Annotated in this window: 21 protein-coding genes; 16 read left to right on the top strand and 5 right to left on the bottom strand. The window is 62.4% G+C overall.

Annotation, left to right across the window (positions count from 1 at the left end; genetic code table 11):
• The gene (locus tag HH302_RS04200; RefSeq protein ID WP_216661755.1) at positions 1-369 is read left to right on the top strand and encodes a cupin domain-containing protein; all 369 of its coding nucleotides are present in this window, start codon (positions 1-3) and stop codon (positions 367-369) included.
• Between the two features lie 6 nt (positions 370-375).
• Here the strand turns inward: HH302_RS04200 and HH302_RS04205 are convergent, their stop codons facing one another.
• The 3 genes from HH302_RS04205 to HH302_RS04215 form a co-directional block, all read right to left on the bottom strand.
• Positions 376-810, bottom strand: a complete 435-nt coding sequence (locus HH302_RS04205) for a PH domain-containing protein (RefSeq protein WP_172198632.1) — start codon at positions 808-810, stop codon at positions 376-378.
• A 128-nt stretch (positions 811-938) separates the two neighbouring features.
• The gene (dksA, locus tag HH302_RS04210) at positions 939-1,373 is read right to left on the bottom strand and encodes an RNA polymerase-binding protein DksA (protein ID WP_172198635.1); all 435 of its coding nucleotides are present in this window, start codon (positions 1,371-1,373) and stop codon (positions 939-941) included.
• 230 nt (positions 1,374-1,603) lie between these two features.
• Positions 1,604-3,115 (bottom strand): PLP-dependent aminotransferase family protein, encoded by a 1,512-nt coding sequence (locus tag HH302_RS04215; RefSeq protein ID WP_172200716.1) that lies wholly within the window; start codon positions 3,113-3,115, stop codon positions 1,604-1,606.
• Positions 3,116-3,286: 171 nt separating this feature from the next.
• Here HH302_RS04215 and ald point away from each other — a divergent pair, with 171 nt between their 5' ends.
• The 15 genes from ald to HH302_RS04290 all read left to right on the top strand — a co-directional run bounded on the left by ald (position 3,287) and on the right by HH302_RS04290 (position 22,075).
• Entirely contained in the window at positions 3,287-4,390 is a 1,104-nt protein-coding gene (ald, locus tag HH302_RS04220) for an alanine dehydrogenase (RefSeq protein ID WP_172198639.1), read from the top strand.
• Positions 4,391-4,405: 15 nt separating this feature from the next.
• Positions 4,406-5,155, top strand: a complete 750-nt coding sequence (locus tag HH302_RS04225) for a gamma-glutamyl-gamma-aminobutyrate hydrolase family protein (protein ID WP_172198642.1) — start codon at positions 4,406-4,408, stop codon at positions 5,153-5,155.
• 135 nt (positions 5,156-5,290) lie between these two features.
• Positions 5,291-6,661 carry a glutamine synthetase family protein gene (locus HH302_RS04230; protein WP_172198645.1) on the top strand — a complete coding sequence of 457 codons (1,371 nt, stop codon included), beginning with the start codon at positions 5,291-5,293 and terminating at the stop codon, positions 6,659-6,661.
• Between the two features lie 80 nt (positions 6,662-6,741).
• Positions 6,742-8,133 carry an aspartate aminotransferase family protein gene (locus tag HH302_RS04235; protein WP_172198647.1) on the top strand — a complete coding sequence of 464 codons (1,392 nt, stop codon included), beginning with the start codon at positions 6,742-6,744 and terminating at the stop codon, positions 8,131-8,133.
• A gap of 155 nt (positions 8,134-8,288) precedes the next feature.
• Positions 8,289-9,401, top strand: a complete 1,113-nt coding sequence (locus HH302_RS04240) for a polyamine ABC transporter substrate-binding protein (protein ID WP_172198649.1) — start codon at positions 8,289-8,291, stop codon at positions 9,399-9,401.
• Between the two features lie 34 nt (positions 9,402-9,435).
• The gene (locus HH302_RS04245; protein ID WP_172198651.1) at positions 9,436-10,533 is read left to right on the top strand and encodes an ABC transporter ATP-binding protein; all 1,098 of its coding nucleotides are present in this window, start codon (positions 9,436-9,438) and stop codon (positions 10,531-10,533) included.
• Positions 10,534-10,543: 10 nt separating this feature from the next.
• Complete coding sequence (locus tag HH302_RS04250; protein WP_172198653.1) at positions 10,544-11,485, top strand: ABC transporter permease subunit; 942 nt, start codon at positions 10,544-10,546, stop codon at positions 11,483-11,485.
• Positions 11,485-12,348, top strand: coding sequence for an ABC transporter permease (locus tag HH302_RS04255; RefSeq protein WP_172198655.1), 864 nt, complete (start codon positions 11,485-11,487; stop codon positions 12,346-12,348). Before HH302_RS04250 ends, HH302_RS04255 begins: the two co-directional genes overlap by 1 nt.
• Positions 12,349-12,392: 44 nt before the next feature.
• On the top strand, positions 12,393-13,847 hold the full coding sequence (locus tag HH302_RS04260; RefSeq protein WP_172198657.1) for a DUF3138 family protein: 1,455 nt from the start codon (positions 12,393-12,395) through the stop codon (positions 13,845-13,847).
• A 96-nt stretch (positions 13,848-13,943) separates the two neighbouring features.
• Positions 13,944-15,401, top strand: a complete 1,458-nt coding sequence (gene gabD / locus HH302_RS04265; RefSeq protein WP_172198660.1) for an NADP-dependent succinate-semialdehyde dehydrogenase — start codon at positions 13,944-13,946, stop codon at positions 15,399-15,401.
• A gap of 160 nt (positions 15,402-15,561) precedes the next feature.
• Entirely contained in the window at positions 15,562-17,055 is a 1,494-nt protein-coding gene (locus HH302_RS04270; protein WP_172198662.1) for an aldehyde dehydrogenase, read from the top strand.
• Positions 17,052-18,344: a 4-aminobutyrate--2-oxoglutarate transaminase gene (gabT, locus tag HH302_RS04275; protein ID WP_206253125.1), complete on the top strand. Its 1,293-nt coding sequence runs from the start codon at positions 17,052-17,054 to the stop codon at positions 18,342-18,344. The genes HH302_RS04270 and gabT overlap by 4 nt, the downstream gene beginning before the upstream one ends.
• A 107-nt stretch (positions 18,345-18,451) precedes the next feature.
• Complete coding sequence (locus tag HH302_RS04280; protein ID WP_172198665.1) at positions 18,452-19,465, top strand: ABC transporter substrate-binding protein; 1,014 nt, start codon at positions 18,452-18,454, stop codon at positions 19,463-19,465.
• 46 nt (positions 19,466-19,511) lie between these two features.
• Positions 19,512-20,879 carry a type III glutamate--ammonia ligase gene (gene glnT, locus HH302_RS04285; RefSeq protein ID WP_172198668.1) on the top strand — a complete coding sequence of 456 codons (1,368 nt, stop codon included), beginning with the start codon at positions 19,512-19,514 and terminating at the stop codon, positions 20,877-20,879.
• A gap of 47 nt (positions 20,880-20,926) precedes the next feature.
• Complete coding sequence (locus HH302_RS04290) at positions 20,927-22,075, top strand: hypothetical protein (protein ID WP_172198671.1); 1,149 nt, start codon at positions 20,927-20,929, stop codon at positions 22,073-22,075.
• A gap of 1 nt (position 22,076) precedes the next feature.
• On the opposite strand, the gene HH302_RS04295 is transcribed toward HH302_RS04290, so the two are convergent.
• Both HH302_RS04295 and HH302_RS04300 read right to left on the bottom strand, forming a co-directional pair.
• Positions 22,077-23,603: a SpoVR family protein gene (locus tag HH302_RS04295; RefSeq protein WP_172198674.1), complete on the bottom strand. Its 1,527-nt coding sequence runs from the start codon at positions 23,601-23,603 to the stop codon at positions 22,077-22,079.
• Entirely contained in the window at positions 23,600-24,865 is a 1,266-nt protein-coding gene (locus tag HH302_RS04300; protein WP_172198678.1) for a YeaH/YhbH family protein, read from the bottom strand. The genes HH302_RS04295 and HH302_RS04300 overlap by 4 nt, the downstream gene beginning before the upstream one ends.
• Positions 24,866-24,916: the final 51 nt, after the last annotated feature.

A 24,916-nucleotide genomic window follows, 5' to 3' on the forward strand; every position in this document is an offset into this window, starting at 1 on the left:
ATGACAGTCAGCCTGATCGCGTTCCGCGAGAGTAGCGCCGAACCGGAGGCGTTTGCGCCCGCCCCGGATCGCGTGTTGAACGGTAATCCGCAGCAAGCCGCAATCAACCATTACGCCAGCGCGGGCGACCGGCTACTCGCAGGTGAGTGGCGCTGCGACCCCGGTAGTTGGCGCGTGTGCTACGACCCGGATGAGTACGAGTTCTGCCAGATACTCGAAGGCCATGTTCGCCTGACCGACGAAACCGGGCTGGCGCGGGAATTCCGTGCTGGCGACGCCTTCGTGATCGAGGCGGGGTTCCGTGGGGTGTGGGAGACTTTGAGCTACTGCCGCAAGCACTACGTCATCTGCCGCCTGCCGGTCGGTTGAACGCGCTCAGGAGGTGGCGTGGGCGCCGGAGGTGAGTTGCTCCTGCGCTTCCATGAACTTGCGGCGGAACTGCATCGGATCTGCGATGTGGGGGATCGGCGCCTGGGCTTCACCGGCACCTGAGATCAGCAGCGAGCCGAAGTTGAGCAAACGCCCGGCGACGCTTTGGTCGACCTGAATGCTCTCGACCCGCGCGAGGTTGATTTCAACCGTGCGGCGTCGAATGAAGCCGAACTTCGCGATCACGCGCTTGTTGGTGATGGCGAGTTCCGTTGAGCGGCTGCGAACCCACGCGACGCCCCAGAAGATCAGGCCAATGCCAAATGCAGGAAGGAGCAGCAGCCCGAGCAGGATCGTGCCGGTTTGCGACCACAGGCTGATGCGGCCGATGTGAACGATGTGTTCGCCCTGCGTGAGGGCATCGTTGATGTAGCGGGTCATGGGTTTTGTGTTGCAGACGGGGGTAGGCCCGGCGCCTGGAGCGCGGGGCTGGTCAAGCCGACGTGCCGCCAGGGGCGGCGGTCGTTACCTGCAGCAAGGTGCAGCGGGTGCACCTTGCCGCGGGAATTTCAGCCGCCGCGCATCTTGCGGCGGGTTTCGTAGCGCTCTTGCGCTTCGACACTGAAGGTGGCGGTCGGGCGCGCGATCAGGCGTGCCACGCCGATCGGCTCGCCGGTTTCTTCGCACCAGCCATACTCACCGTTGTCGATGCGCTGAATCGCTTCGTCGATCTTGTGCAGCAACTTGCGTTCGCGATCGCGTACGCGCAGTTCCAGCGTGTGATCTTCTTCGACCGAAGCGCGGTCCGACGGATCGGGCGTGGCTTCGTTGTCGCGCAGATGCAGCGTGGTGTCCTTGGCCGATGCAAGCAGTGCATCACGTTCCTGGATGAGGCGCGCGCGGAAGAAGGCCAGTTGCCGCGGCGACATGTAGTCGGCCTCCGGTGCGGCGAGCATCTCTTCCTGGGTCGGTAGCGTGCGCGGGGCGTCGAGGGTTTCGTTCATGGTTTTCCTCCTGTTGGCGCATTGTCCCGGAAACAGGCCCTCGTGTTTCGGGCAGGAATCCGGCTGATTCGGTGGCGCTTGGCTATTGCGTCAATGTTTGTCTCGCCGCGTCTTTGCACCATACACCACAAGCGCGTCCCGGCGTGCGCTGTGTGTTGCATGATTACCTTATCCGTCCCCCTGTGTGATGTATCTGTGGCGCGTCAAATGCCGGCGATGCCTTATGTCACTTAACGTCGGCCGGCCGAGGCAGCTTTGACGACGTTGCCGAGCAGGCGGCCGTAGTACGCGATTTTGTCTGTCGGCACATAGGCATAGCCGACCACCAGGCCACGTTCCTTCTCGGCACCAAGGTAGTAGGTTGATAGCGCGCGCACCTGCAGGCCCTGTTCGGCTGCCTCCTGGGCCAGGCGTTCATCGTCGGTACCGGGCGGCAGCTGGATTACCAGGTGCAGGCCCGATTCCTCTTTTGAGAGCGTGGCTGCGTTGCCGAGGATGGGCTTGAGCGTGCGCTGCAGCAATTCACGGCGTTGGCCGTAGAGCTGACGGATGCGGCGCACATGGGTTGCGAAATGGCCTTGTTCCAGAAAGTCGGCCAAGGCGGCTTGCTGCATCATCTGGCCGGGTCGTTGCAGGTCATAGAGCGCGCTGCGAAATGGTGCCACCAGTGCAGGCGGCACCACCATGTAGCCCACCTTGATGCCGGGGTAGAGGATCTTCGAGAAGGTGCCCATGTACACGACGCGGTCGTGCGTATCGAGCCCTTGCAGCGACGACAGTGGCCGTCCGGTATAGCGGAACTCGCTGTCGTAATCGTCTTCAAGAATCCATGCCCCGGTGCGCGCTGCGATATCGAGCAGCAGGCGGCGGCGTGCGAGGCTCATCACCACGCTCTTGGGGTACTGGTGCGACGGTGTCAGGTAGATCAGGCGCGGCGGTTTGTGCTGGTCCTCGGCAGTGGGGTTCATGCCTTCGTCGTCAACCCGCACCGGATGCAAATCGAGGTCGCGTGATTCGAACACGCGTTGCGCACCCCAGTAGCAAGGGTCTTCAACCCATGCGGTGTCGCCGGCGTCCGCCAGCAGCTGTGCGCACAGGTCCAGGGAATGCTGCGTGCCGCCGGTGATCAGCACCTGATCCACCGTAACGCGCACCGAGCGCGATACCCGCAGGTAGTCGGCGATGGCGCGGCGCAATGGCAGGTAGCCGCCGTTCTGGCCGTAGTCCAGCAGCTCCGGTCGCGCCTCTCGCCAGTACTTGTTTTGCAGGCGTTGCCAGAGCTTGATCGGGAAGACCGAGAAATCGTCGTCTCCGGGCACGAAGGGCTGGATCTCGTAGCGATGGCCGGCCGCATGGTCTGCAACACGGCGCCCACGAACCGACAGCGTGGCACCCACGGCAGCAGTGGTGCCTTCTTGTGGTGCATGCTGCGGTGCAATGGCACCATTGTGATGCGAATTTCTTGATTGTCGCTCTGGTGCCAATTCTTCGGTCGCTGGTTCGGGCAATGTGTCCGCCACGAAGGTGCCGCTGCCGGTACGGGAGCTGACATAACCTTCGGCGAGCAATTGCTCGAACGCCGTCACGACGGTGTTCCTTGAAAGTCCTAAATCCCTTGCAAGATCTCGTGTTGAAGGCAGTTTGCTGCCAACAGGAAGGCGGCGGGAGAGGATTGCGCTGCGAATCGCCTCGTACAAACGACGATGACGCGGCACGTTTCCTGCGCGGGCGCTCTGGTCCATTTCGGCCAGAATCAGATCGGCAATCGGCAGAGAGCTCACGGTGGCACCATCGAAAACGACAAAGTGGTGCTTTCAATAATACCAAAACGCGTTACATTGTCACTACCAATTGGATGGTTCAGCGACCACACTACACAGGTGGTGTGCGACGGGCGAGCGAGGGGGGAGACCATGCTTGTAGGCGTAACCAAGGAAATCAAGAACCACGAGTACCGCGTCGGCCTGACGCCGGCGGGGGCCGCGGAGTTGGTGCGAAATGGCCATCAGGTGCTGGTGCAGACTCAGGCGGGGGCTGGGGTCGGGTTCAGCGATGCGCAGTACGAAGCCGTCGGGGCGCGTATCGCGCCAGATGCTGCCAGCGTGTTTGCGCAGGCGGAGATGGTGGTCAAGGTCAAGGAGCCGCAGCCGGACGAGTGTCGCGCGCTGCGGCCCGGTCAGGTGCTCTTCACGTATTTGCACCTCGCGCCGGATCCGGAGCAAACACGCCTGCTTGTGGAATCGGACGCGGTTGCGATCGCCTACGAAACGGTGACCGATGACCGCGGTGGCTTGCCCTTGCTGGCGCCGATGAGCGAAGTTGCGGGCCGCATGGCGATTCAGGCCGGCGCCAAGGCGCTGGAGAAGTCGCAAGGTGGTTCTGGCGTGTTGCTGCCCGGCGTGCCCGGCGTGCCCGCCGCCAAGGTGCTGGTCGTGGGCGGCGGTGTGGTCGGTGTGAATGCGGCGCGTGTCGCGATGGGAATCGGCGCGCAAGTCACGATTCTCGATGTGTCGCTCAACCGGCTCAAGGAACTCGACGCCCTTTACGGCCCGCGGCTGCAGACGCTCTACTCAAACCGCGCGAACCTCGAAGACGCGCTGCGCGAAGCGGATCTGGTGATCGGTGCGGTGTTGATTCCCGGCGCGGCAGCGCCAAAGCTGATCACGCGCGAGATGCTCGCGCTGATGAAGCCCGGTTCGGTGATTGTCGACGTCGCGGTGGATCAGGGTGGTTGTGCCGAAACCACGCATGCGACAACCCATCAGGAGCCGACCTACATCGTCGACGGCGTGGTGCATTACTGCGTCGCCAACATGCCCGGCGGCGTTGCACGGACCTCAACGCTCGCGCTGACCAACGCCACCTTGCCCTTTGTCCTCCAGCTCGCGAACAAGGGCTATCGCCGCGCCTTGCAGGATAACCATCACTTGCGCAACGGCCTGAATATCCATCGCGGCAAGGTGACCTGCGAGGCCGTGGCGCGTGAGCTGGGTTACACCTACCACGCCGAATTCTGACTACTACCTCTGCCGATGAAGAAGCCAATCGTCCTCGTTCCCGCCTGCAGCAAGATGCTCGGCGCGCATCCATTCAATGCAGTCGGCAAGAAGTACCTCGATGCAGTGGCCGTGGTCGCCGATTGCCAGCCGCTGCTGATTCCGGTGCTGGGCGATACGCCTGATCTCGATGCGCTGCTGAATATCGCAGATGGCGTGATGCTGACCGGCTCTGTCTCCAACGTGCATCCGGCGCATTTCGATCAGGCGGTGCGAAATCCGGCGCTGCCGCTCGACCCGGCGCGCGATGCGGTGACGCTGCCGCTGACCCGCCGTGCGATCGCGCGTGGCGTGCCGCTGTTCGCAATCTGCCGCGGCTTTCAGGAAATGAACGTTGCGTTTGGTGGCTCGCTTCATCAGGCGGTGCATGAGACGCCCGGCTACATGGACCACCGCGAGGACAAGACGGCTTCGCTCGATGTGCAGTACGGCGAAGCCCATCCGGTCACCTTGTCGGGCCGGCTCGCGGAGATCGTCGGCGCCACGCGCGTCGGCGTGAATTCGGTGCACGGCCAGGGTATCGATCGGCTTGCGGATGGCCTGGTGGCCGAGGCGCTGGCGGACGACGGTCTGGTCGAGGCCTTCCGGGTGGCAGCGGCCGAGGCGTTCGCCCTCGGTGTGCAATGGCACCCGGAATGGAAGGCCCCCGAGAACCCTGTGTCGACCCGGATCTTTGCTGCGTTTGGCGACGCCTGTCGCAAACGGATGCTGGCGCGGAGTGCGTGATGAACCGTGAATCCCGATTCGTCGTCTGGTTGGCCTACCTGCCCTAGGGGCGAACGCCAGCCAGCGGGCTGGCGGCGAGCCCGAACCCCAGCGAGGGGCCGATCGCCGCATGCGACGAAACCAAAGAGACCGACTATGACTTTGCGTGAAAACTTTTCCCATCAGGACATGGAGCGCTGGCTCGACGAGAAGCGCGTGACCGAACTTGAATGTCTGGTGCCCGACCTGACCGGTGTGGCGCGCGGCAAGATCCTGCCCCGCGAGAAGTTCACCCAGGACCGCGGCATGCGCCTGCCCGAAGCCGTTGTGGCGGGCACTGTGACCGGCGAGTACCCGGACAAGGATGAAGGCTACAACGGTGTGATTTCGGGCAACGATCGCGACATGGTCTTGCTGCCCGACCCCGCTACGGTTCGCCTGGTGCCTTGGGCTGCAGACCCGACTGCGCAGGTCATCCACGACTGCTACTTCTCGAATGGCACCCTCGTGGATTTCGCGCCGCGCAGCGTATTGCGCCATGTGCGCGACCTCTATACCGAGATGGGCTGGAAGCCGGTGATCGCGCCGGAGCTGGAGTTCTACCTGATCGCCCGCGCGCCGGACCCGGATATTCCGCTGCGTCCGCCGGTCGGCCGCAGTGGCCGCTCCGAGACCAGCCGTCAGGCCTACTCGATCGATGCGGTGAACGAGTTCGACCCGCTGTTCGAGGACATCTACGACTACTGCGACGCGATGGAGCTGGACGTCGATACGCTGATCCACGAAATCGGTGCCGGCCAGATGGAGATCAACTTTCTCCACAACGAGCCGCTCGGTCTTGCCGACAAGGTGTTCTTCTTCAAACGCACGCTGCGTGAAACCGCGCTGCGCCACGACATGTACGCCACCTTCATGGCCAAGCCGATGGCGGGTGAGCCGGGGTCGGCGATGCATGTGCACCAGAGCGTGGTGGATGCAAAGACCGGCGAGAACATCTTCAGCAACCCGGATGGCACTGCGTCGAAGGCCTTCTATCACTACATCGGCGGGCTGCAGAAGTACCTGCCGGCTTGCATGGCGCTGATGGCGCCGTACGTCAATTCCTATCGTCGCCTGGTGCGGCACACCGCTGCGCCGATCAACGTGCAGTGGGGTGCAGACAACCGCACCGTCGGCCTTCGCGTACCGCATTCCGACCCGAAGAACCGTCGCGTGGAGAACCGCGTGATCGGCGCTGATGCGAATCCCTACCTCGCCTTTGCTGCCACGCTGGCCTGCGGCTACCTCGGCATCAAGGAACAGATCGAACCGACACCGGAAGCCAGCGGCAGCGCGTATGACTCCGACTACCAACTGCCGCGCAGCCTGGCTGAAGCGCTTGACCTGTTGCGTGGCTGCGAGCCGCTGCGCAAGGTGATCGGCGACCGTTTCGTAACCGTGTATTCGGCAGTGAAGGATCACGAATACGAAGAGTTCATGCGCGTGATCAGCCCTTGGGAACGCGAACACCTGTTGCTGCATGTGTGATTGACGCTGCAAAGGCGCGCCCGCGTGGCGCGCAAAGGGCGCCGTTTTGTCTGCGAGAGCATTCGAAGGAACACGAAACCATGAACATGAATGAAAACACCAGGGTGGATACCAAGGCGATCCAGGCGATCGACGGTGCGCACTACCTGCATCCCTTCACTGACAACCAGGCGCTTGGCCAAAAAGGGGCGCGCGTGATGGTGAAGGGGGAGGGGATCTATGTGTGGGATTCTGAGGGGCACAAGATCCTTGATGGCATGTCCGGGCTCTGGTGTGTGAACGTCGGCTACGGGCGCAAGGAACTCGCCGACGCGGCCTACAAGCAGCTGCTTGAGATGCCGTACTACAACAGCTTCTTCCAGACCACCAACGTACCCGCCGCGCAGCTTGCCAAGCTGCTGACCGAGGTGACGCCACCGCAGTTCAACCACGTCTTCTTCTCCGGCTCCGGCTCGGAGGGTAACGACACGGTGGTACGTATGGTGCGCCGCTACTGGGATCTCCTGGAGCAACCGCAGCGCAAGGTAATCATCAGTCGTCATAACGCTTATCACGGTTCGACGATGTGTGGCGCATCGCTTGGTGGCATGAGCGGCATGCACGCACAAGGGGATCTGCCGATCCCCAATATCGTGCATATCGAGCAGCCCTATTGGTACGAGAACGGTCGCGACATGGACCCGGACGCTTTCGGCTTGAAGGCAGCGGGCTGGCTCGAAGAGAAGATCCTTGAAATTGGTGCCGACAAGGTGGCCGCTTTTATCGGCGAACCGGTGCAGGGCGCCGGTGGCGTGATCATTCCGCCCAAGACCTATTGGCCCGAGATTCAGCGCATCTGCGACAAGTACGGAATTTTGCTGGTTTCGGACGAGGTCATCTGCGGCTTTGGCCGGCTGGGTGAATGGTGGGGCTGCGAGAAGTTCGGCTACAAGCCGGATCTGATGACCTTCGCCAAGGGCGTGACCTCGGGCTATGTGCCACTTGGGGGCGTCATGGTTGGCGATCGCATCGCAAAGGTGCTGCTGGAAAAAGGTGGCGAGTTCAACCACGGCTACACCTATTCCGGGCACCCGGTTGCCTGCGCCGTGGCGCTGGAAAACATCGAGATCATTCGCCGCGAACACCTGGTCGAGAAAGTGCGCGATGAGACTGGTCCCTACCTCAAGGAAAAATTCGAGGCCCTGGCCGACCACCCGCTGGTGGGCATCGCAGAAACCTGCGGCCTGGTTGCCGGTCTGGTGCTTGTGAAGAACAAAACGACGCAGGAAGCCTTCGATCCTGCACTGGAAGTGGGCATGGTCTGCCGCGGCCACATGTTTGGCAACGGCATGATCATGCGGGCGGTCGGCGATCGGATGATCATTGCGCCGCCGCTGGTGATTACCAAGGCGCAGATCGATGAAATGGTCGGTCTGATCCGCAGCTGTCTCGACAAAACCTACGCAGACCTCAAGCAACGCAACTGGATCTGAGTGCGGCTGCATTTTGTGCAGGTGCACGGGTCCGATTTTTGCTAAGTTCGTGACATGCGTCAGAGCGGGGCGTTGCCGTGAAACAGCAGCCCCCTCAGCTCGCAAAGATGAAGCGTCATTCAGTCACTCGTTTTCCAGCCACCAGGAGGCTTCCAATGAAAGTGTTCTCGAACCGCGTCCTCAAGCGATGTGCGGTGGGCGTGTGTGCTGCGCTGGCTTTTGCGGCGCATGCGGAAGAAGAAAAGGTCCTGAACGTCTACAACTGGTCGGATTACATCGCGGAAGACACGCTCAAGAACTTCGAGAAGGAAACCGGCATCAAGGTCCGTTACGACAATTTCGACAACAACGAAATCGTTCACGCCAAGCTGGTGGCTGGCAAGACGGGCTATGACGTGGTGGTGCCGTCGTCCTACTGGGCGAAGATCCAGGCTGATGGCGGCCTGCTGATGAAGCTCGACAAGAGCAAGCTGCCCAACCTGAAGAACCTTGATCCCGACTTCCAGGCTGCACTCGCGAAGCTCGATCCAGGCAACCAGTACATGGTGAACTGGCTGTGGGGCTACACCACGGTTGGCATCAACGTTGACAAGGTGAAGGCGGCACTGGGCAACATGCCGATGCCGGAAAATGCCTGGGATCTGGTTTTCAAACCGGAATACATCTCCAAGCTCAAGAGCTGCGGCGTCTCCTTCCTCGACTCGGCGACCGAAGTGGTGCCGGCCGCACTGCACTACCTGGGCAAGCCGGCCTACAGCAAGAATGTTTCCGACTACGGCCAGGTGCCGGCGCTGCTCAAGAGCGTGCGCCCGTACGTGACGCTGTTCAGCTCGTCGGGTTACATCAATGACATGGCGAATGGCTCGATCTGTTTGTCGCTCGGTTGGTCTGGCGACATCAACATCGCGCGCCAACGTGCCATCGACGGCAAGACCGGTCAAAACATCCAGGCCCTGATTCCGAAGACCGGCGGCATTGTGTTCATGGACACGATGGTTATCCCGGCCGATGCGCCGCACCCGGACAACGCGCACAAGTTCATCAACTACATCATGCGCCCCGAAGTGCATGGCAGCCTGACGAACAAAGTCTTCTACGCGAATCCGAACAAGGAATCGAAGAAGTTCGTGAAGCCCGAAGTCGCCAGCAATCCGACCGTTTTCCTCTCCGATGCGGACATGAAGAAGATGGCGATGCCGGACGCGATCAACAACGACATTCGCCGCCAGATGACGCGGATTTACACGTCGTTCAAGACTGGTCTGTAAGCGGACCCGAACGAGACGGAACGGAGGGAGGGGAATGGTGGTTTCGCAAGCACCGGCGTTTCTTCAGATCAAGGACGTCGTAAAGGACTTTGGCGGCGTGAAGGCGGTTAATCACGTCAGCATCGACATCGCCAAGGGAGAAATTTTCGCGCTGCTCGGATCGAGCGGCTGCGGCAAGACGACGCTCTTGCGGATGCTTGCGGGATTCGAAACCCCGACCTCCGGGCGCATCATCCTTAATGGTCACGATCTGGCGGGTTTGCCGCCTTATCTGCGGCCGATCAACATGATGTTCCAGTCTTACGCGCTGTTCCCGCATCTTTCGGTGGAGGAGAACGTCGCCTTCGGCCTCAAGCGCGATGGCATGCCGAAAGACGACATCGCTGCACGCGTCGAGAAGATGCTCAAGCTGGTGCAGCTCTCGAAGTACGCAAAACGCAAACCGCACCAGCTCTCCGGCGGTCAGCAGCAGCGCGTGGCGTTGGCGCGCAGCCTCGCGAAGCGACCCGATCTGTTGCTGCTCGACGAACCACTCGGCGCGCTGGACAAGAAGCTGCGCGAGGAAACCCAGATCGAGCTGGTGAACATCATCGAGCAGGTGGGTGTCACGGTCGTGATGGTGACGCACGATCAGGAAGAGGCGATGACCATGGCCTCGCGCATCGCGATCATGAGCGAAGGCAACATCCTGCAGATCGGAGCACCGAGCGAGGTGTACGAAACGCCAGCGAACCGTTTCGTCGCGGACTTCATCGGCAACGTGAATCTGATGGATGGCACGCTGATCGACGACAACCCCGACCACGTGATCATCGAGTGCGCCGACTGCAAGCACTACGTTGGCCACGGCATCACCGGTAACGAGGGGATGCCTGTTTCGGTGGCGGTTCGTCCGGAGAAGATCCACGTCACCCGGGAACGCCCGGAAGGCGAATACAACCATGTGCGCGGCACGATCAAGGACATGGTGTATTTCGGCAGCCACACCGTTTATCACATCCAGCTTGGCAGCGGCCTGGTGCTCAAGGTCAGCGAGAGCAACATCGCGCGTCATCGCGATGATCCGCTGACGTGGGGCGACGAGGTATGGGCGAGCTGGACGCCGCTGTCGCAGGTTGTGCTCACGCAGTGAAGGGCGCGCGATGAGACCTCAAACCTTCCTCGCGCGCTTGCGCAAGTCGAAGCTGCTGAGCGGACGCACAGCGGTTATCGGCGTGCCATACGCCTGGCTGCTGGTGTTCTTCCTGCTGCCCTTCCTGATCGTCATGAAGATCAGCGTCTCTGAAATGGAGACGGTGCACTTCAAGGACTTGCTGACCTACAAGGACGGGCTGCTTCAACTCACGCTGAAGCTCAGCAACTACGAGTTCATTGCTGAAGATCCGCTGTACTTCAAGACCTACCTCGCGAGTTTGAAGTACGCCGCGATCACCACGCTGCTCTCGCTGCTGATCGGCTATCCGTTCTCCTACTTCATGGCGCGTGCCAAGCCTTCGCTGCAGCCTGCGCTGCTGATGATGGTGATGCTGCCGTTCTGGACTTCCTTCCTGTTGCGCGTCTATGCGTGGAAGGGCTTGCTGGGTGAAAACGGCTGGGTCGCCAACCTGCTCGAATTGCTGCGCATCGACCACCTGCTTGTAGCGGCAGGCTTGATACCGGCGCTGGGCAAGTTCATGAACACGCCGTTCTCGCTGGTGCTGGGCATGGTTTACACCTATCTGCCCTTCATGATCCTGCCGCTCTACGCCAATCTCGCGAAGATGGATCTGCGCCTGCTGGAAGCTGCGGCGGACCTCGGCGCCACGCCCTGGACCACGTTCTGGAAGATCACCGTGCCCTTGTCCAAGGCCGGCATCATCGCTGGCTCCATGCTGGTCTTCATCCCCTGCGTGGGCGAGTTCGTGATTCCGGAACTGCTCGGCGGGCCAGAGACGCTGATGATCGGCCGCGTGCTGTGGGACGAGTTCTTCTCGAACAACGACTGGCCGATGGCCTCTGGTGTTGCCGTGGTGATGATCCTGCTGATCATCGTGCCGCTGGCGATCTTCAACAAGTACCAGGCTGAAGCACAGGAGGCCCGCTGATGAATGGCAAGAAGCCGCCGATCTTCGGCGAAACCTTCAACCGGCGCTTCGGCAAGGCCTGGCTGGCGGGGGGCTATGCCTTCCTTTACCTGCCGATCGTCGCGCTGGTGATCTACTCGTTCAACAACTCGCCGTTGCCGACCACATGGGGGGGCTTCACCTTCAAGTGGTACGGCAAGCTGATGAACGATACCGAGATGCTCACCGGCTTCTGGCTGTCGCTGAAGGTAGCGTTCTTCACCGCCTGCGCCTCGGTGGTGATTGGCATGTTCGCAGCCTTCACGCTGGTCAAGTACAAGCGCTTCTTCGGCCGCACGATGTTCACCGGCATGGTCAACGCGCCGCTGGTGATGCCGGAAGTGATCATCGGCCTCTCGCTGCTGCTCATGCTCGTATCGGTGCAGCACTGGCTGGGCTTTCCGGAGCGTGGCGCGATGACGATCTGGATGGGCCACCTGCTGCTTGGCCTTGCCTATGCCACGGTGGTCATCCAGGCGCGCCTGCAGGATCTGAACCCGCAGATCGAAGAGGCCGCCATGGATCTGGGTGCCAAGCCGCACCAGGTGTTCTTCCTCGTGACGATGCCGATGATCGCGCAGGCCCTGGCTTCTGCCTGGCTGCTGACTTTCACGCTGTCTCTGGATGATGTCGTGCTGTCGGCCTTCTTGTCCGGCCCCGGCTCCACGACGATGCCGCTGGTGATCTTCTCGCGCGCACGCCTTGGCCTGAACCCCAGTGTCAATGCCGTCGCCACCGTGATCATCGCAGTCGTATCGATTGCAGTGATCACCGCCAGTTACCTGATTGCCCGTGCGGAGCGCCGTCGCGCCCGCGAAATGGCCGCCGCTCAGCGTGCGTCCTGATCCATTTACCAGACCAAACAGATTTCACCCAAGAGGAGAGCCCGATGAAAGCCTTGAAGGTCACCACCCTGGCACTGGCATTGGCCGCGGCGTTTCCTGCGGCCGCGCAGGCGCAGTCGAACAAGGAACTGCTCAACGAACTGCGCGCGCTCAAGCAGCGGGTGACCGAGCTTGAGCAAAAGCTCAAGTCGGAAGAAAGCAAGAAGGCCGCTGCACCGGCGACGGCCGCGGTCGCCGTGCCGCCTGCAGAACCCGTACAGCCGGGCATGACGCCTGATCAGCAAGCCGAGTTCAACCGCATTGCGGTCAAGGCTGAGGCGCTGGAGGACGCGCGTGATGCCTCTGGCTTGCGGGGCTTGAAGATCAGCGGCTATATCGATCCGACCTTCATCTACAACCAGCGCCAGGATCGCGCCGGCTTCCAGTTCCTCAACCAGGTCGGGGACGATGGCTACAACTACGACAACGGCTACTTCGGCATGGGCCAGCTCGACATTCAGAAAGAAATGGATGGCGGCACGAAATGGCGCCTGACCTTGCAGCCAAACCGTGGCGTGGGTGAAGTGTTCAGCCCGGGCAACATCATCGCCGAGGCCTCGGTCTCGGTGCCTTTGACCGATCTCCAGACGCGCTTCATCGCTGGTCAGATCCCTGATTGGTCTGGCTACGAATACCTGCCGGGCACGCAGAACAAGCTGATCACCCACAACCTGCTGTTCGACTTCACGCTGCCGACCGCTTACACCGGTGCCGGTATGGAAATCACCAGCGGCAAGTGGATCGTCAAAGGCCTGCTCGCGAACATGAACGCGAGCAAGAAGAACAGTGGCAACAAGGCTCCGGTGCTTGCCTACCGCGTTGACTACGCGAAGGGTGAGTTCAATGGCTTTGGCTTCGCCGGGGTGCATGGCAAGGCCGCGAACCTTCGTGCGGATGAAACCGACGACACCGGCAGCCTTGTGTACCCGGATCAGTCGGGCAAGGACACCGCGCTCAACTTGTTTGAACTCGACGGGTACTTCATCCGCGGTGACTGGACGGTGCAAGGCCAGGTCTCGTTTGGCCAGCAGAAGAAGGCGGCGGTCTACGCGAATCCCGATACAGGCGAACTGCAGGACGCACGCTGGTGGGGGCTCTCTGGCCTTGCTGCGTACAAGTTCACGCCGCAGCTCGAAGGCATCATGCGCGCCGACTACATCAACAACAGCAAAAACGGTGGCGGCTTGCTCGGATACAACTTCTCCGATGGTCGCAACGGTATCGGTCCCGGCTTTGTCTATGACGACGCAGCCGGCACCTGGGGTGAGGATCCGGACAGCAAGGGGTCCAACCGTTATGCACTCACCTTCGGTCTCGGCTACGCGTTCAACCTGAATACCGTGTTCAAGATGGAATACCGCTACGACGGTTCCAACAAGCATGTGTTCGAGAACGTGAAGGACGGTTCGTACAAGAAGGACAACCAGTTGTTCGGGGTCGCAACGGTGGTTTCGTTCTGATCCCCTGCTGGCCAGCTTCGCTGGGGGGCGGAGCGGCCAGTACTTTCGCGCCGGGCGGGCGTCCGGCGCGGTTCAAAGCGCTGACGGAAAAATCTCATGGAACTGCAACGCAAGGACCTGCTGCGCCAGCAGGCCTATATTGATGGTCGTTGGTGTGACGCCGACAGTGGAAAGACTGCCGAGGTCATCAATCCTGCGACGGGGGAGAAGCTCGGCACCGTGCCGATGGCGGGTGTCGCGGAAACGCGCCGCGCGATCGAAGCAGGGCGAGTTGCGCAGAAGGCCTGGGCAGCCAAGACTGCCAAGGAACGCGCCGCAGTGCTGCGCCGCTGGTTCGACCTGATGATGAAGCATCAGGACGACCTCGCGCGCATTCTGACTGCAGAGCAGGGCAAGCCCTTTGCCGAAGCGAAGGGGGAGATCGCCTACGGCGCATCCTTCATCGAATGGTTTGCCGAAGAGGGTAAGCGCATCTACGGCGACACCATCCCGCAGCACCAGGCGGACAAGCGGCTGATCGTCATCAAACAGCCGATCGGCGTGTGCGCCGCGATCACGCCGTGGAACTTCCCCAACGCGATGATCACGCGCAAGGCCGGCCCGGCGCTGGCAGCAGGTTGTGCGATGGTGCTCAAGCCCGCGACGCAAACGCCTTTCTCCGCGCTCGCGCTCGCCGTGCTGGCGGAAGAAGCGGGCCTGCCGGCGGGTCTCTTCAGCGTCATCACCGGCTCGTCGACCGAGATCGGTGGCGAGATGACCGGCAATCCGACGGTCGCGAAGCTGAGCTTCACCGGCTCTACCGAGGTGGGCCGGATCCTGATGCGCCAGTCCGCCGACACGATCAAGAAGCTCTCGCTGGAACTCGGTGGCAACGCGCCCTTCATCGTGTTCGACGATGCCGATCTCGATCAGGCCGTCGAGGGTGCGTTGATATCTAAGTTCCGCAACACCGGCCAGACCTGCGTGTGCGCCAACCGCTTGTTCGTGCAGGAGGGCGTTTATGAGGCCTTCGCTGCCAAGCTCGCCGCCAAGGTCGGCGCGATGAAGGTTGGCAACGGGATGGAAGAGGGCGTGCAGCAAGGCCCGCTGATCGACAGCAAGGCGCTCGCCAAGGTCGAGGAACACGTCAGCGACGTGCTCGCCGCGGGCGGTGCGGTGGCGACGGGCGGCAAGCGCCATGCGCTGGGCCGCACTTTCTACGAGCCCACCGTGCTGACTGGTGTCACCCGCGACATGAAGATCTTCCGTGAGGAGACCTTCGGCCCGGTCGCCCCGCTGATCAAGTTCAAGGACGAGGCAGACGTCATCGCCATGTCCAACGACACCGAGTTCGGTCTCGCCAGCTACTTCTACAGCCGTGACATCGGCCGCATCTTCCGCGTCGCCGAGGCGCTGGAGTACGGCATGGTGGGCGTCAACACCGGCCTGATCTCGAACGAGCTCGCGCCCTTCGGTGGCGTGAAGCAGTCCGGGCTGGGGCGCGAAGGTTCGAAGTACGGTATCGAGGACTATCTCGAGATCAAGTACATCTGTCTCGGCGGCATCGACCGCTGAACGCTCACGCATGAACCTACTGCGCGGCCCGATCCTGAAGCTGTGATGCTCGCCGTACATCTCGTACGGCTGTGCTTCTCGCTTCAGCCTCGAACCGCTCGCGACGGTTCCTGCACGAGCGTGCCGTGTCAGGAATCCGGAAAGCACAGGAATTGAAGTCATGACGACACAACAGAACTCCTGGACCGAAATGGCGGCCCGCCTGAAATTCGACGGCCGCGCCCTGATCAACGGTGAGCGCGTCGCTGCCGTGAGCGGGCAGACCTTTGAATGCAATTCGCCGGTCGATGGGCGTTATCTCGCCGCCGTTGCGCGGGGTGATGCGGCGGATATTGATGCCGCGGTGGTGGCGGCGCGCGCGGCGTTCGAGGACCGTCGCTGGGCCGGACTGTCGCCGCGTTCGCGCAAGCAGATCATGGTTCGCTTTGCGGACCTGATCCTCGCGCACAAGGACGAACTCGCGCTGACCGAAACGCTCGACATGGGCAAGCCGATCCGCAACGCCCGCGCGACCGACGTCAACGCCTGCGCAAACACGATCCGTTGGTACGGCGAGGCGATCGACAAGATCTACGACGAGATCGCGCCGACCAGCGATAGCGCGCTGGCCCTGATCACGCGCGAGCCCGTCGGTGTGGTGGGCGCCATCGTGCCGTGGAACTACCCGATGCTGATGGCCTCGTGGAAGATCGCGCCGGCGCTGGCGGTGGGCAACAGCGTGGTGCTGAAGCCTTCCGAAAAGTCGCCGCTCACCGCACTGCGCCTCGCGGAGCTCGCACTGGAGGCGGGGATCCCGCCCGGCGTGTTCAACGTCGTGCCAGGCTTCGGTCACGAGGCCGGCAATGCGTTGTCGCTGCACATGGATGTCGACTGCATCGCCTTCACCGGCTCCACCCGCGTCGGCAAGCTCATCATGGTCAATGCCGGCCAGAGCAACCTCAAGCGCGCCTGGACAGAACTGGGCGGCAAGTCGCCGAACATCGTGTGCGCTGACTGCCCGGATCTGGACCGCGCGGTGGCGTCTTCGATCGGCTCGATCTTCTACAACCAGGGCGAGAGCTGCAACGCGCCGTCGCGCCTCTTCGTCGAGCGTTCGATCAAGGATGCCTTCATCGAACGCGCGCTGGCGCTGATTCCCAAATACGCGCCGGCCGACCCGCTGGCTGACGACACCGTGATGGGCGCCCTGGTCGACCGCACCCAGCTCGATACCGTGCTGCGCTACATCGACTCTGGCCGCAAGGAAGGTGCCAAGGTGCTTGCTGGCGGTGAGCAGGCGCGTGCCGAAACCGGTGGCTACTACGTTGCACCGACGCTGTTTGATGGCGTGCGCAACGACATGACGATCGCGCGTGAGGAGATCTTCGGCCCGGTGCTCTCGGTGCTTGCCTTCGACACGGTCGAAGAGGCGATCCAGCAGGCGAACCAGACCATCTATGGGCTGCAGGCTGGCGTGTGGACCCGCGACATCAACAAGGCGCATCGCATTGCCCGCGCGCTGCGTGCCGGCACCGTGCATGTGAACCAGTACGACGAAGACGACATCACCGTGCCCTTCGGCGGCTACAAGCAGTCCGGCAACGGGCGCGACAAATCGCTGCACGCGATGGACAAGTACACCGAACTCAAGACGACCTGGATTGGTCTCGAATGAACAGCAGGAACCTGAACATGGCCAGCAACAAGGAACTCCACGAACGCCGTCTCGCCGCCACGCCGCGCGGTATCGCCGTCGGCAATTCGTTCTTCATCGATCGCGCCGAGAACGCCGAGCTGTGGGATGTTGAAGGGCGCCGCTACATCGATTTTGGTGGCGGCATCGCGGTGCTCAATACAGGGCATCGTCACCCGAAGGTAATGGCCGCCGTCGCCGAACAGCTTGAGCGCTTCACGCACAGCTGCTACCAGGTCGTTCCCTACGAGAGCTACGTTACCCTCGCGGAGAAGATCAACCAGCTGACGCCAGGCACGCATGCGAAGAAGACGGCGTTCTTCTCGACCGGTGCTGAGGCGGTCGAGAACGTCGTGAAAATCGCGCGCGCGGCGACCAAGCGCTCCGGCATCATCGCCTTCTCGGGCGCCTTCCACGGCCGCTCGATGATGGCTGCGGCGCTCACCGGCAAGGTGGTGCCCTACAAGGTCGGCTTCGGGCCATTCCCCGGTGAGATCTTCCACGCCCCATTCCCGGTGCCGCTGCATGGCGTGAGCGTTCAGGATTCGCTCGACTACATCCAGCACCTGTTTAAGTCCGATATCGAACCCGCGCGCGTCGCGGCGATCATCCTCGAACCGGTACAGGGCGAGGGCGGTTTCTACCAGGCGCCGGTCGACTTCATGGTGGCGCTGCGCAAGCTGTGCGATGAGCACGGCATCCTGCTGGTTGCCGACGAAGTGCAGACCGGCTTCGGCCGCACCGGCAAGTGGTTTGCGATGGAGCACTACCCGGTGCTGCCGGACATCATGACCATGGCCAAGAGCATGGCCGGCGGCACCACGCTGTCGGCTGTCTGCGGCCGCGCCGAGATCATGGATGCGCCGCTGCCCGGCGGTCTCGGTGGTACCTATGCCGGTAGCCCGATGGCGATTGCTGCCTCGCATGCCGTGATTGATGTGATCAAGGAGGAGGGGCTGATCGAGCGCTCCAACGCCTTGGGCGAGAAGCTGCGTGGCTTTCTCAACGCCCAGCGCGCGAAGGTGCCGCAGATTGTGGATGTGCGCGGGCCAGGCTCGATGGTTGCGGTTGAATTCAACGACCCGGCCACCGGCAAGCCAGACGCGGACTTCACCAAGCGGGTACAGGCCAAGGCACTGGAGAAGGGCCTGATCCTGCTGACCTGTGGCGTCTACGGCAACGTGCTGCGTTTGTTGTATCCGCTCACCACGCCCGACGCGATTTTTGACGAGGCGCTAGGGATTCTGGCCGACGCGCTGGCGGCGGCGTGATCGGCGCGGCGGGCCGTGCCCGGCTAAGGGCGGCTGCCGCGATCGCTCTGCTATGCGGTGCGCCGGCGAGCCAGGCGCAGACTGCCCGGCCTGCGATGGCCGTGGGCGTGAGCTTGCCGCTCTCTGGCGCGTCGGCCGAGATTGGCGTCAGCTTTCTCGATGGATTGCGCACCTGCTTGGCGTCTGATCCGGTTGGGCGAGGCGTGACATTGAAAGTCACGGACGACGCCGAGGCTGAATTGGCGGCGGAAGATCTACGGGCGTGGGAGCTACCGGGCAAGGACAGCGTGATTGCGCTGACCGGCTTCTTTGGTCGACACGATGCCGCGGAAGCTGCCAAACGCGCGGCCGCAGCGCGCCTGCCCCTAGTGGCGCCAATGTCGGGTGCGCAGACGATCATGCAGGATGCCAGTGGCTGGGTCTTCCCGGTCCGAAGCCCGGACAGAACGATTGCGACGAGCCTGGTTTCGCAGGCCGCGCGCCTCGGGGTGAAGCGACTAGGCGCGTTTGCAACGCGCGATGCGGCGGGTGCCGAATTGTTGGCTGTCGTGCGCGCCGCAGCGGCCGCGAACGGGGTTCAACTGGTTGCAGTGGCCGAGGCGGAGACCGGCTCGATGGAGCTCGATCCACAGGCCAGAGCGCTGCTCTCCGCTCGCCCCGACGCTGTGCTTTCGCTGGCCGGCTATACCTCGACCGCAGACGTGTTCATGCGCTTGCGCAGGGCTGGTTTCGTTGGGCAACTGCTCGCCCATGGGGACGTTGGCTCGCGCCCGCTGACGCGCTTGATGGGCCCCAGCGCACGCGGTGTCGGGATCGGCCTTGCCGTGCCGTCGCCCGCCAATGCCTCGCTACCCTTGGCCCGCGACCTTGAGGCGGCAGCACGCAAAGCCGGAAAGGCGCCGGATGAGTTCACGCTGGAGGGTTGCATGGCCGCACGCGTGATCTCGGACGGGCTGCGCCGTGCCGGCAGCCAACCGACGCGCGATTCCCTGCGCCGCGCCCTTGAAACGAACCGAAGCGTCGACGCCGGCGGCATCACCGTCATGCTTGCGCGCGAAGATCGTGAGCGGAACGTTGGCGAACTCGTGGTACTCGGCGCCGATGGCCGCATCCTGCGCTGAGCGTTACACGTAATCACAATGAAGAACCCCGAACGGAGAGATCGCCATGACCGCATCGAATGGCGTTGAGCAGCATCAGATTGACGCTTTGCGCCGCCGTTTGGGCGACGCTGGCGTGCGCTACGTGTTCGCGCAGTTCACCGACATCCAGGGTGTAGCCAAGGGTAAGACGGTACCGTTGAGCCACCTGGAAGATATCTTCACTGCGGGCGCTGGCTTTTCGGGCCCGTCGATCTGGGGCACGGGGCTGCCGCGCCATGGGCTGCGGTCCGAGTACTACGGTCGTGGCGATATCTCGACCGCGCAGGTACTGCCGTGGTTGCCGGGGCATGCGCGCGTGGTCTGTGATGGCTACGTGGGTGGCGAGCCGTTCGCGCTGTGCCCGCGCCAGATTCTGCGCCGCCAGGTGGCGCGGCTTGCGGAACGTGGCTGGACGCTGAACGCCGGCCTGGAGCCCGAGTTCTTTCTGCTGCAGCGCAACTCGGATGGCAGCGTCAGCCCCGCTGACGGACACGACCGCCTCGAAAAGCCTTCGTACGACTACAAGTCCCTCACGCGTCAGCAAGCGTTTCTGGGTGCGCTGACCGATGCATTGCAGGCGTGTGGCCTGGACGTGTTCCAGATCGACCACGAGGATGCCAGCGGCCAGTACGAGGTGAACTACCACTACAGCGATGCGCTGTCAGCAGCGGATCGCTTCATGCTGTTCAAGATGGCGGCACATTCGATTGCCGAATCGCTGGGCATGGTGTTCTCGATGATGCCCAAGCCCTTCGCGAACATGCCCGGCAGTGGCTTGCATTTTCACCTGTCGATCGCGGACGCAGGCGGGCGCGCGGTATTCACCGATCGCAGCGATGCGCAGGGGCTTGGGTTGTCGCAAACCGCTTACCACTTCCTCGCCGGCCTGCTGCATCACGCACCGGCGCTGGCTGCGCTTTGCGCGCCCACAGTAAATTCCTACAAGCGCTTGGTGGTCGGCGAGTCATTGTCTGGCACGACCTGGGCGCCGGCGCATATCGGCTATGGCGACAACAACCGCACCACGCTGGTTCGGGTCGCACATTCGCGGTTGGAGTGGCGTTTGCCCGATGCCTCGGCAAACCCCTATCTTGCGCTTGCGGGCGTGATCGCCGCCGGGCTTGATGGTGTCGAGCGCAGCCTGTCTCCGGGTGCGCCGGTTGCCGATGATCTGTATGAGCTGATGCTGGCGGAGCTGCGCGTGCGTGGCATTGCCCAACTGCCGCAGAACCTGGGTGAGGCGGTGGCGGCGCTGGAGTCTGACACCTCGCTCGGCGAAGCGTTGGGTTCGGCGTTTACCGCAGAGTTCTGCCGCTTCAAGCGAATGGAGTGGATCGAGTATTCACGTGCGGTGCATGCCTGGGAAACCGAACGCTACGCTGACCGCTTCTGAGGACTTTTCCACTTCACGGCAGGGAGCGCATGGGGCATGCTAGCCCGATGCGCCCATCGAACGTTTCCCGCCTCGTCGTATTTGCCGCCTGCGCGGTGACCTGCAGTGCCTGGGCGGATACCCTGCGTGTCGGCCCAGCCGAGCGTATCCACACCATCGCCGAGGCAGCCCGCGTTGCGCGTGACGGCGATGTCGTCGAGATTGCCTCGGGCGATTACAAGGCGGATGTCGCGGTCTGGACCCAGCAGGACCTGACGATTCGTGGTCTTGGCGCGATGCCGAAGTTGATCGCGATGGGGGCCGCGGCCGAGAACAAGGCGATCTTCGTCGTGCGTGGCGACCGCATCCGGATCGAGAACCTCGAGTTCCGCGGCGCCAAGGTGCGCGATCGCAACGGTGCAGGGATTCGCCACGAAGCAGGCAAACTGACCGTGGTCGGTTGCCGCTTTCTTGAAAACGAGAACGGCATCCTCACTGCCAACGACGAGCGCCTGTCGCTGGAGATCGAGCGCAGCGAGTTTGGCTACAACGGCTCGGGCGAAGGTCAGAGCCACAACCTGTACGTTGGTACCATTGCCAGCCTGCAAGTCACCGGCAGCTACTTCCATCACGCCAAGGTCGGTCATCTGCTCAAGTCGCGCGCGCGCGAGAACCGCATTCTCTACAACCGTCTGACCGACGAAATCGGTGGCCGCGCGAGTTATGAGCTGGAGTTCCCATCCGGCGGTACGGCGCTGGTGGTGGGCAACCAGATCGAGCAATCCAGCACCACCGAGAACAGCAAGATCATCAGTTTCGGTGCCGAGGGGCTCAAGTGGCCCAAGAACGCGCTCTACCTGTCGCACAACACGATCGTGAACGATCGGCCACAAGGCGCCAGAATGCTCGATGTGCGCGCCGGTGTGGCGGTCGTGGCGGTGAACAACCTTCTGGTGGGGCAGGGCGCCTCGCTGGATCTTCCGGCGGGCGCCGGGCAGGGCAACGTCGTGGGCGATTGGCCGGACTTCGTGCGCCCGCAGCGTGACGACTACCACCTGCGCAGCGATTCGAAGCTGTTTGGCGCTACCGCCAAGGCGGGTCTGGCGTCTGGCGGCGTCGACCTCACGCCGGTTGCCGAGTACGTCCACCCACTACAGACTCGGCCCGTCGCGCCGCAGCGCTGGTCGCCCGGCGCCTTTCAGTCTCCCGGCGGCTAGGTCACGCGGCGCGAGGCTGGCGCCGCTCGAAGCGCATCTCGCGCAGGGTTTCGACGCGGCCGTCTTCGTGCTGGGTCTCAAGCCGTACGTTGAATCCCCATAGCCGCGCGACGTGTCGCAGCACTTCGTCCATCCCGTCACCAATTGGTCGGCGATGGTAGGCGTGGTGGCGCAGTGTCAGCGACCGATCGCCACGCAGATCGACGTTCCAGACCTGGATGCTGGGTTCGCGGCTGCCGATGTTGTACTGATCCGATAACTTCTCGCGGATCGCGCGATAGCCGGCTTCGTCGTGGATCGCCGTGACATGCAGCTTCTGGTTGCGATCGTCGTCCAGTACGGCGAACAGCTTGAAATCGCGAATCAATTTCGGTGACAGGAACTGCGCGATGAAGCTCTCGTCCTTGAAGCTGCGCATCGCGAAGTCGAATACCTCATGCCAGTTGCCGCCGGCGATGTCCGGGAACCAGCGGTAGTCTTCCTCTGTGGGGTGCTCGCAGATCCGGCGGATGTCGCTCCACATCGCGAATCCCAAGGCGTAAGGGTTGATGCCCGAATACCATTTCGAGTTGTACGGCGGCTGCATCACCACGTTGGTATGCGAGTGCAGGAACTCCATCATGAACGAGTCGGTCAGCAGCCCTTCGTCGTAAAGCGTGTTGAGCAGGGTGTAGTGCCAGAAGGTCGCCCACCCCTCGTTCATGACTTGTGTTTGCCGTTGCGGGAAGAAGTATTGCGCGATCTTGCGCACGATCCGGACCACTTCGCGTTGCCAGGGTTCGAGCAGCGGAGCGTGCTTTTCGAAGAAATACAGCACGTTCTCTTCCGGCTCCGGCGGAAAGCGCACGGCTTGCACTTCGCTGGGCTTCACGTCGTGTGCGGGCAAGGTGCGCCACAGATCGTTGACCTGGCTCTGCAGGTACTCCTCGCGTTCATGCTGACGCAGTTGCTCTTTTTCCAGTGAGAGCTTCGGCGGCCGCTTGTAGCGGTCTACGCCCACGTTCATCAGGGCGTGACAAGAGTCCAGCAGCAGCTCGACCTCTTCCTCCCCGTAGCGCTCCTCGCACTGCGTGATGTAGCTGCGTGCGAACACCAGGTAGTCGATGATCGCGTCGGCATTCGTCCAGGTGCGGAACAGGTAGTTGCCCTTGAAGAAGGAGTTGTGGCCGTAGGCGGCGTGAGCGATCACCAACGCCTGCATCGTCATGGTGTTTTCTTCCATGAGGTAGGCGATGCAGGGGTTCGAATTGATCACGATCTCGTAGGCGAGCCCCATCTGCCCGCGCCGGTAGCCTTTCTCGGTGGACAGGAAATGCTTGCCGAAACTCCAGTGGTGATAGTTCACCGGCATGCCGACCGAGGCGTAGGCGTCCATCATCTGTTCGGATGTGATCACCTCGATCTGGTTGGGATAGGTGTCCAGACCGTGCATTTCGGCAACGCGAGCGATCTCGCGGTGGTACGCGTCGATCAGCTCGAAACTCCATTCCGCCGGGGCGGGTAGCGGTTTGTTGCGGCGTTTTTTCATACGCTGCTCTTCTTGAAGAGTTCGCGAAAGACAGGGTATATGTTGGCCAGTGCCTCGATGCGCTGCATCGCAAAGTTGCCGTGGCCGCCTTGCAGCTTTTCGTACTCCCGCCAAAGGTTCTGCGGCTCGCCCGGTGTGATCTCGATGTAAGCGAAGTGCTGCACGAAGGGAAGGATGTTGTCCGCAAGCAACTCGCGGCAGCGCGGCGAGTCGTTTTCCCAGTTGTCGCCGTCCGATGCCTGGGCGCCGTAGATATTCCACAGGTTGGTGGCGTAGCGTTCCTGGATGATGTCCTTCATCAACTCCAATGCGCTCGACACCACGGTGCCGCCAGACTCGCGCGAGTGGAAGAAATCCTCTTCGTCGACTTCCTTTGCCACCGTGTGGTGGCGAATGAACACCACTTCGATCTTTTCGTAATTCCGCGTCAGGAACAGGTAAAGGAGCATGAAGAAGCGCTTGGCCGTCGCTTTCTTCTCCTCGTCCATCGAGCCGGAAACATCCATGACGCAGAACATCACCGCGCGCGTGGAAGGCTTGGGCACGCGGATGCGGTTGTTGTAGCGAAGGTCGACCTTGTCGATGAAGGGAATGCCCTCGATCTTCGCTCGCAGCGTGGCGATTTCTTCCAGTAAAGCCTCGACCTCCGGGTCGGTGTCTGGACGCGTCTTGCGAAGGGTGTCGAGTTTGTCGAGCGCTTCGCGGAGTTGCGTGGAGTAGGGCGAACCGAGCGCCAACCTGCGCCCCAGCGCACCGCGCAAGGAACGCACGATGTTGATATTGGCCGGCGTACCGCTGGACGTGAAACCCGCCCGCTGGAGCTTGTATTCAGGAATCGCCGCCAGCTGCGTCTTCACCAGATTCGGCAGCGCGAGATCGTCGAAGAAGACATCGAGGAACTCTTCGCGTGAGAGCTGGAAGACGAAGTCGTCCTCGCCTTCTCCTTCGTTGCTCGCCTTGCCTTTGCCGGAGCCGCCGGCTCCACCGATGGGGCGATCCACCTCGTCACCAGCGGCGAACTGGTCGTTGCCCGAGAAGACCGTCTCCCATTCGCCCCCACGCCCCAAGCCGAACTGCGGCTCGGAGATGTCCTTGGTCGGAATCGACACGCTTTCGCCGTTGTCGACGTCGCGGATCGAGCGGCCATCGATCGCGTCGGCTACCGCCTTGCGTATCTGCTGCTTGAAGCGCCGAAAGAAGCGCTGGCGATTGACCGCGCTTTTGTTCTTGCTGTCGAACCGCCTGTCGATGATACGGACCATCGTGGGCATCCCCGCGCCGGCTGATGGCCGGCGCAACCGTTCAGAAAGACG

Origin of the sequence: Niveibacterium sp. COAC-50 (genome assembly GCF_013184235.1) — a bacterium.
In the GTDB taxonomy this organism is placed as follows: Bacteria; Pseudomonadota; Gammaproteobacteria; order Burkholderiales; family Rhodocyclaceae; genus Niveibacterium; species Niveibacterium microcysteis.

Excerpts from the sequence above, each read along its gene's own strand:
- HH302_RS04200 (WP_216661755.1), top strand. The coding sequence starts at position 1 with ATGACAGTCAGCCTGATCGCGTTCCGCGAGAGTAGCGCCGAACCGGAG.
- HH302_RS04205 (WP_172198632.1), bottom strand. The coding sequence starts at position 810 with ATGACCCGCTACATCAACGATGCCCTCACGCAGGGCGAACACATCGTT.
- dksA (WP_172198635.1), bottom strand. The coding sequence starts at position 1,373 with ATGAACGAAACCCTCGACGCCCCGCGCACGCTACCGACCCAGGAAGAG.
- HH302_RS04215 (WP_172200716.1), bottom strand. The coding sequence starts at position 3,115 with ATGGACCAGAGCGCCCGCGCAGGAAACGTGCCGCGTCATCGTCGTTTG.
- ald (WP_172198639.1), top strand. The coding sequence starts at position 3,287 with ATGCTTGTAGGCGTAACCAAGGAAATCAAGAACCACGAGTACCGCGTC.
- HH302_RS04225 (WP_172198642.1), top strand. The coding sequence starts at position 4,406 with ATGAAGAAGCCAATCGTCCTCGTTCCCGCCTGCAGCAAGATGCTCGGC.
- HH302_RS04230 (WP_172198645.1), top strand. The coding sequence starts at position 5,291 with ATGACTTTGCGTGAAAACTTTTCCCATCAGGACATGGAGCGCTGGCTC.
- HH302_RS04235 (WP_172198647.1), top strand. The coding sequence starts at position 6,742 with ATGAACATGAATGAAAACACCAGGGTGGATACCAAGGCGATCCAGGCG.
- HH302_RS04240 (WP_172198649.1), top strand. The coding sequence starts at position 8,289 with ATGAAAGTGTTCTCGAACCGCGTCCTCAAGCGATGTGCGGTGGGCGTG.
- HH302_RS04245 (WP_172198651.1), top strand. The coding sequence starts at position 9,436 with ATGGTGGTTTCGCAAGCACCGGCGTTTCTTCAGATCAAGGACGTCGTA.
- HH302_RS04250 (WP_172198653.1), top strand. The coding sequence starts at position 10,544 with ATGAGACCTCAAACCTTCCTCGCGCGCTTGCGCAAGTCGAAGCTGCTG.
- HH302_RS04255 (WP_172198655.1), top strand. The coding sequence starts at position 11,485 with ATGAATGGCAAGAAGCCGCCGATCTTCGGCGAAACCTTCAACCGGCGC.
- HH302_RS04260 (WP_172198657.1), top strand. The coding sequence starts at position 12,393 with ATGAAAGCCTTGAAGGTCACCACCCTGGCACTGGCATTGGCCGCGGCG.
- gabD (WP_172198660.1), top strand. The coding sequence starts at position 13,944 with ATGGAACTGCAACGCAAGGACCTGCTGCGCCAGCAGGCCTATATTGAT.
- HH302_RS04270 (WP_172198662.1), top strand. The coding sequence starts at position 15,562 with ATGACGACACAACAGAACTCCTGGACCGAAATGGCGGCCCGCCTGAAA.
- gabT (WP_206253125.1), top strand. The coding sequence starts at position 17,052 with ATGAACAGCAGGAACCTGAACATGGCCAGCAACAAGGAACTCCACGAA.
- glnT (WP_172198668.1), top strand. The coding sequence starts at position 19,512 with ATGACCGCATCGAATGGCGTTGAGCAGCATCAGATTGACGCTTTGCGC.
- HH302_RS04290 (WP_172198671.1), top strand. The coding sequence starts at position 20,927 with ATGCGCCCATCGAACGTTTCCCGCCTCGTCGTATTTGCCGCCTGCGCG.
- HH302_RS04295 (WP_172198674.1), bottom strand. The coding sequence starts at position 23,603 with ATGAAAAAACGCCGCAACAAACCGCTACCCGCCCCGGCGGAATGGAGT.
- HH302_RS04300 (WP_172198678.1), bottom strand. The coding sequence starts at position 24,865 with ATGGTCCGTATCATCGACAGGCGGTTCGACAGCAAGAACAAAAGCGCG.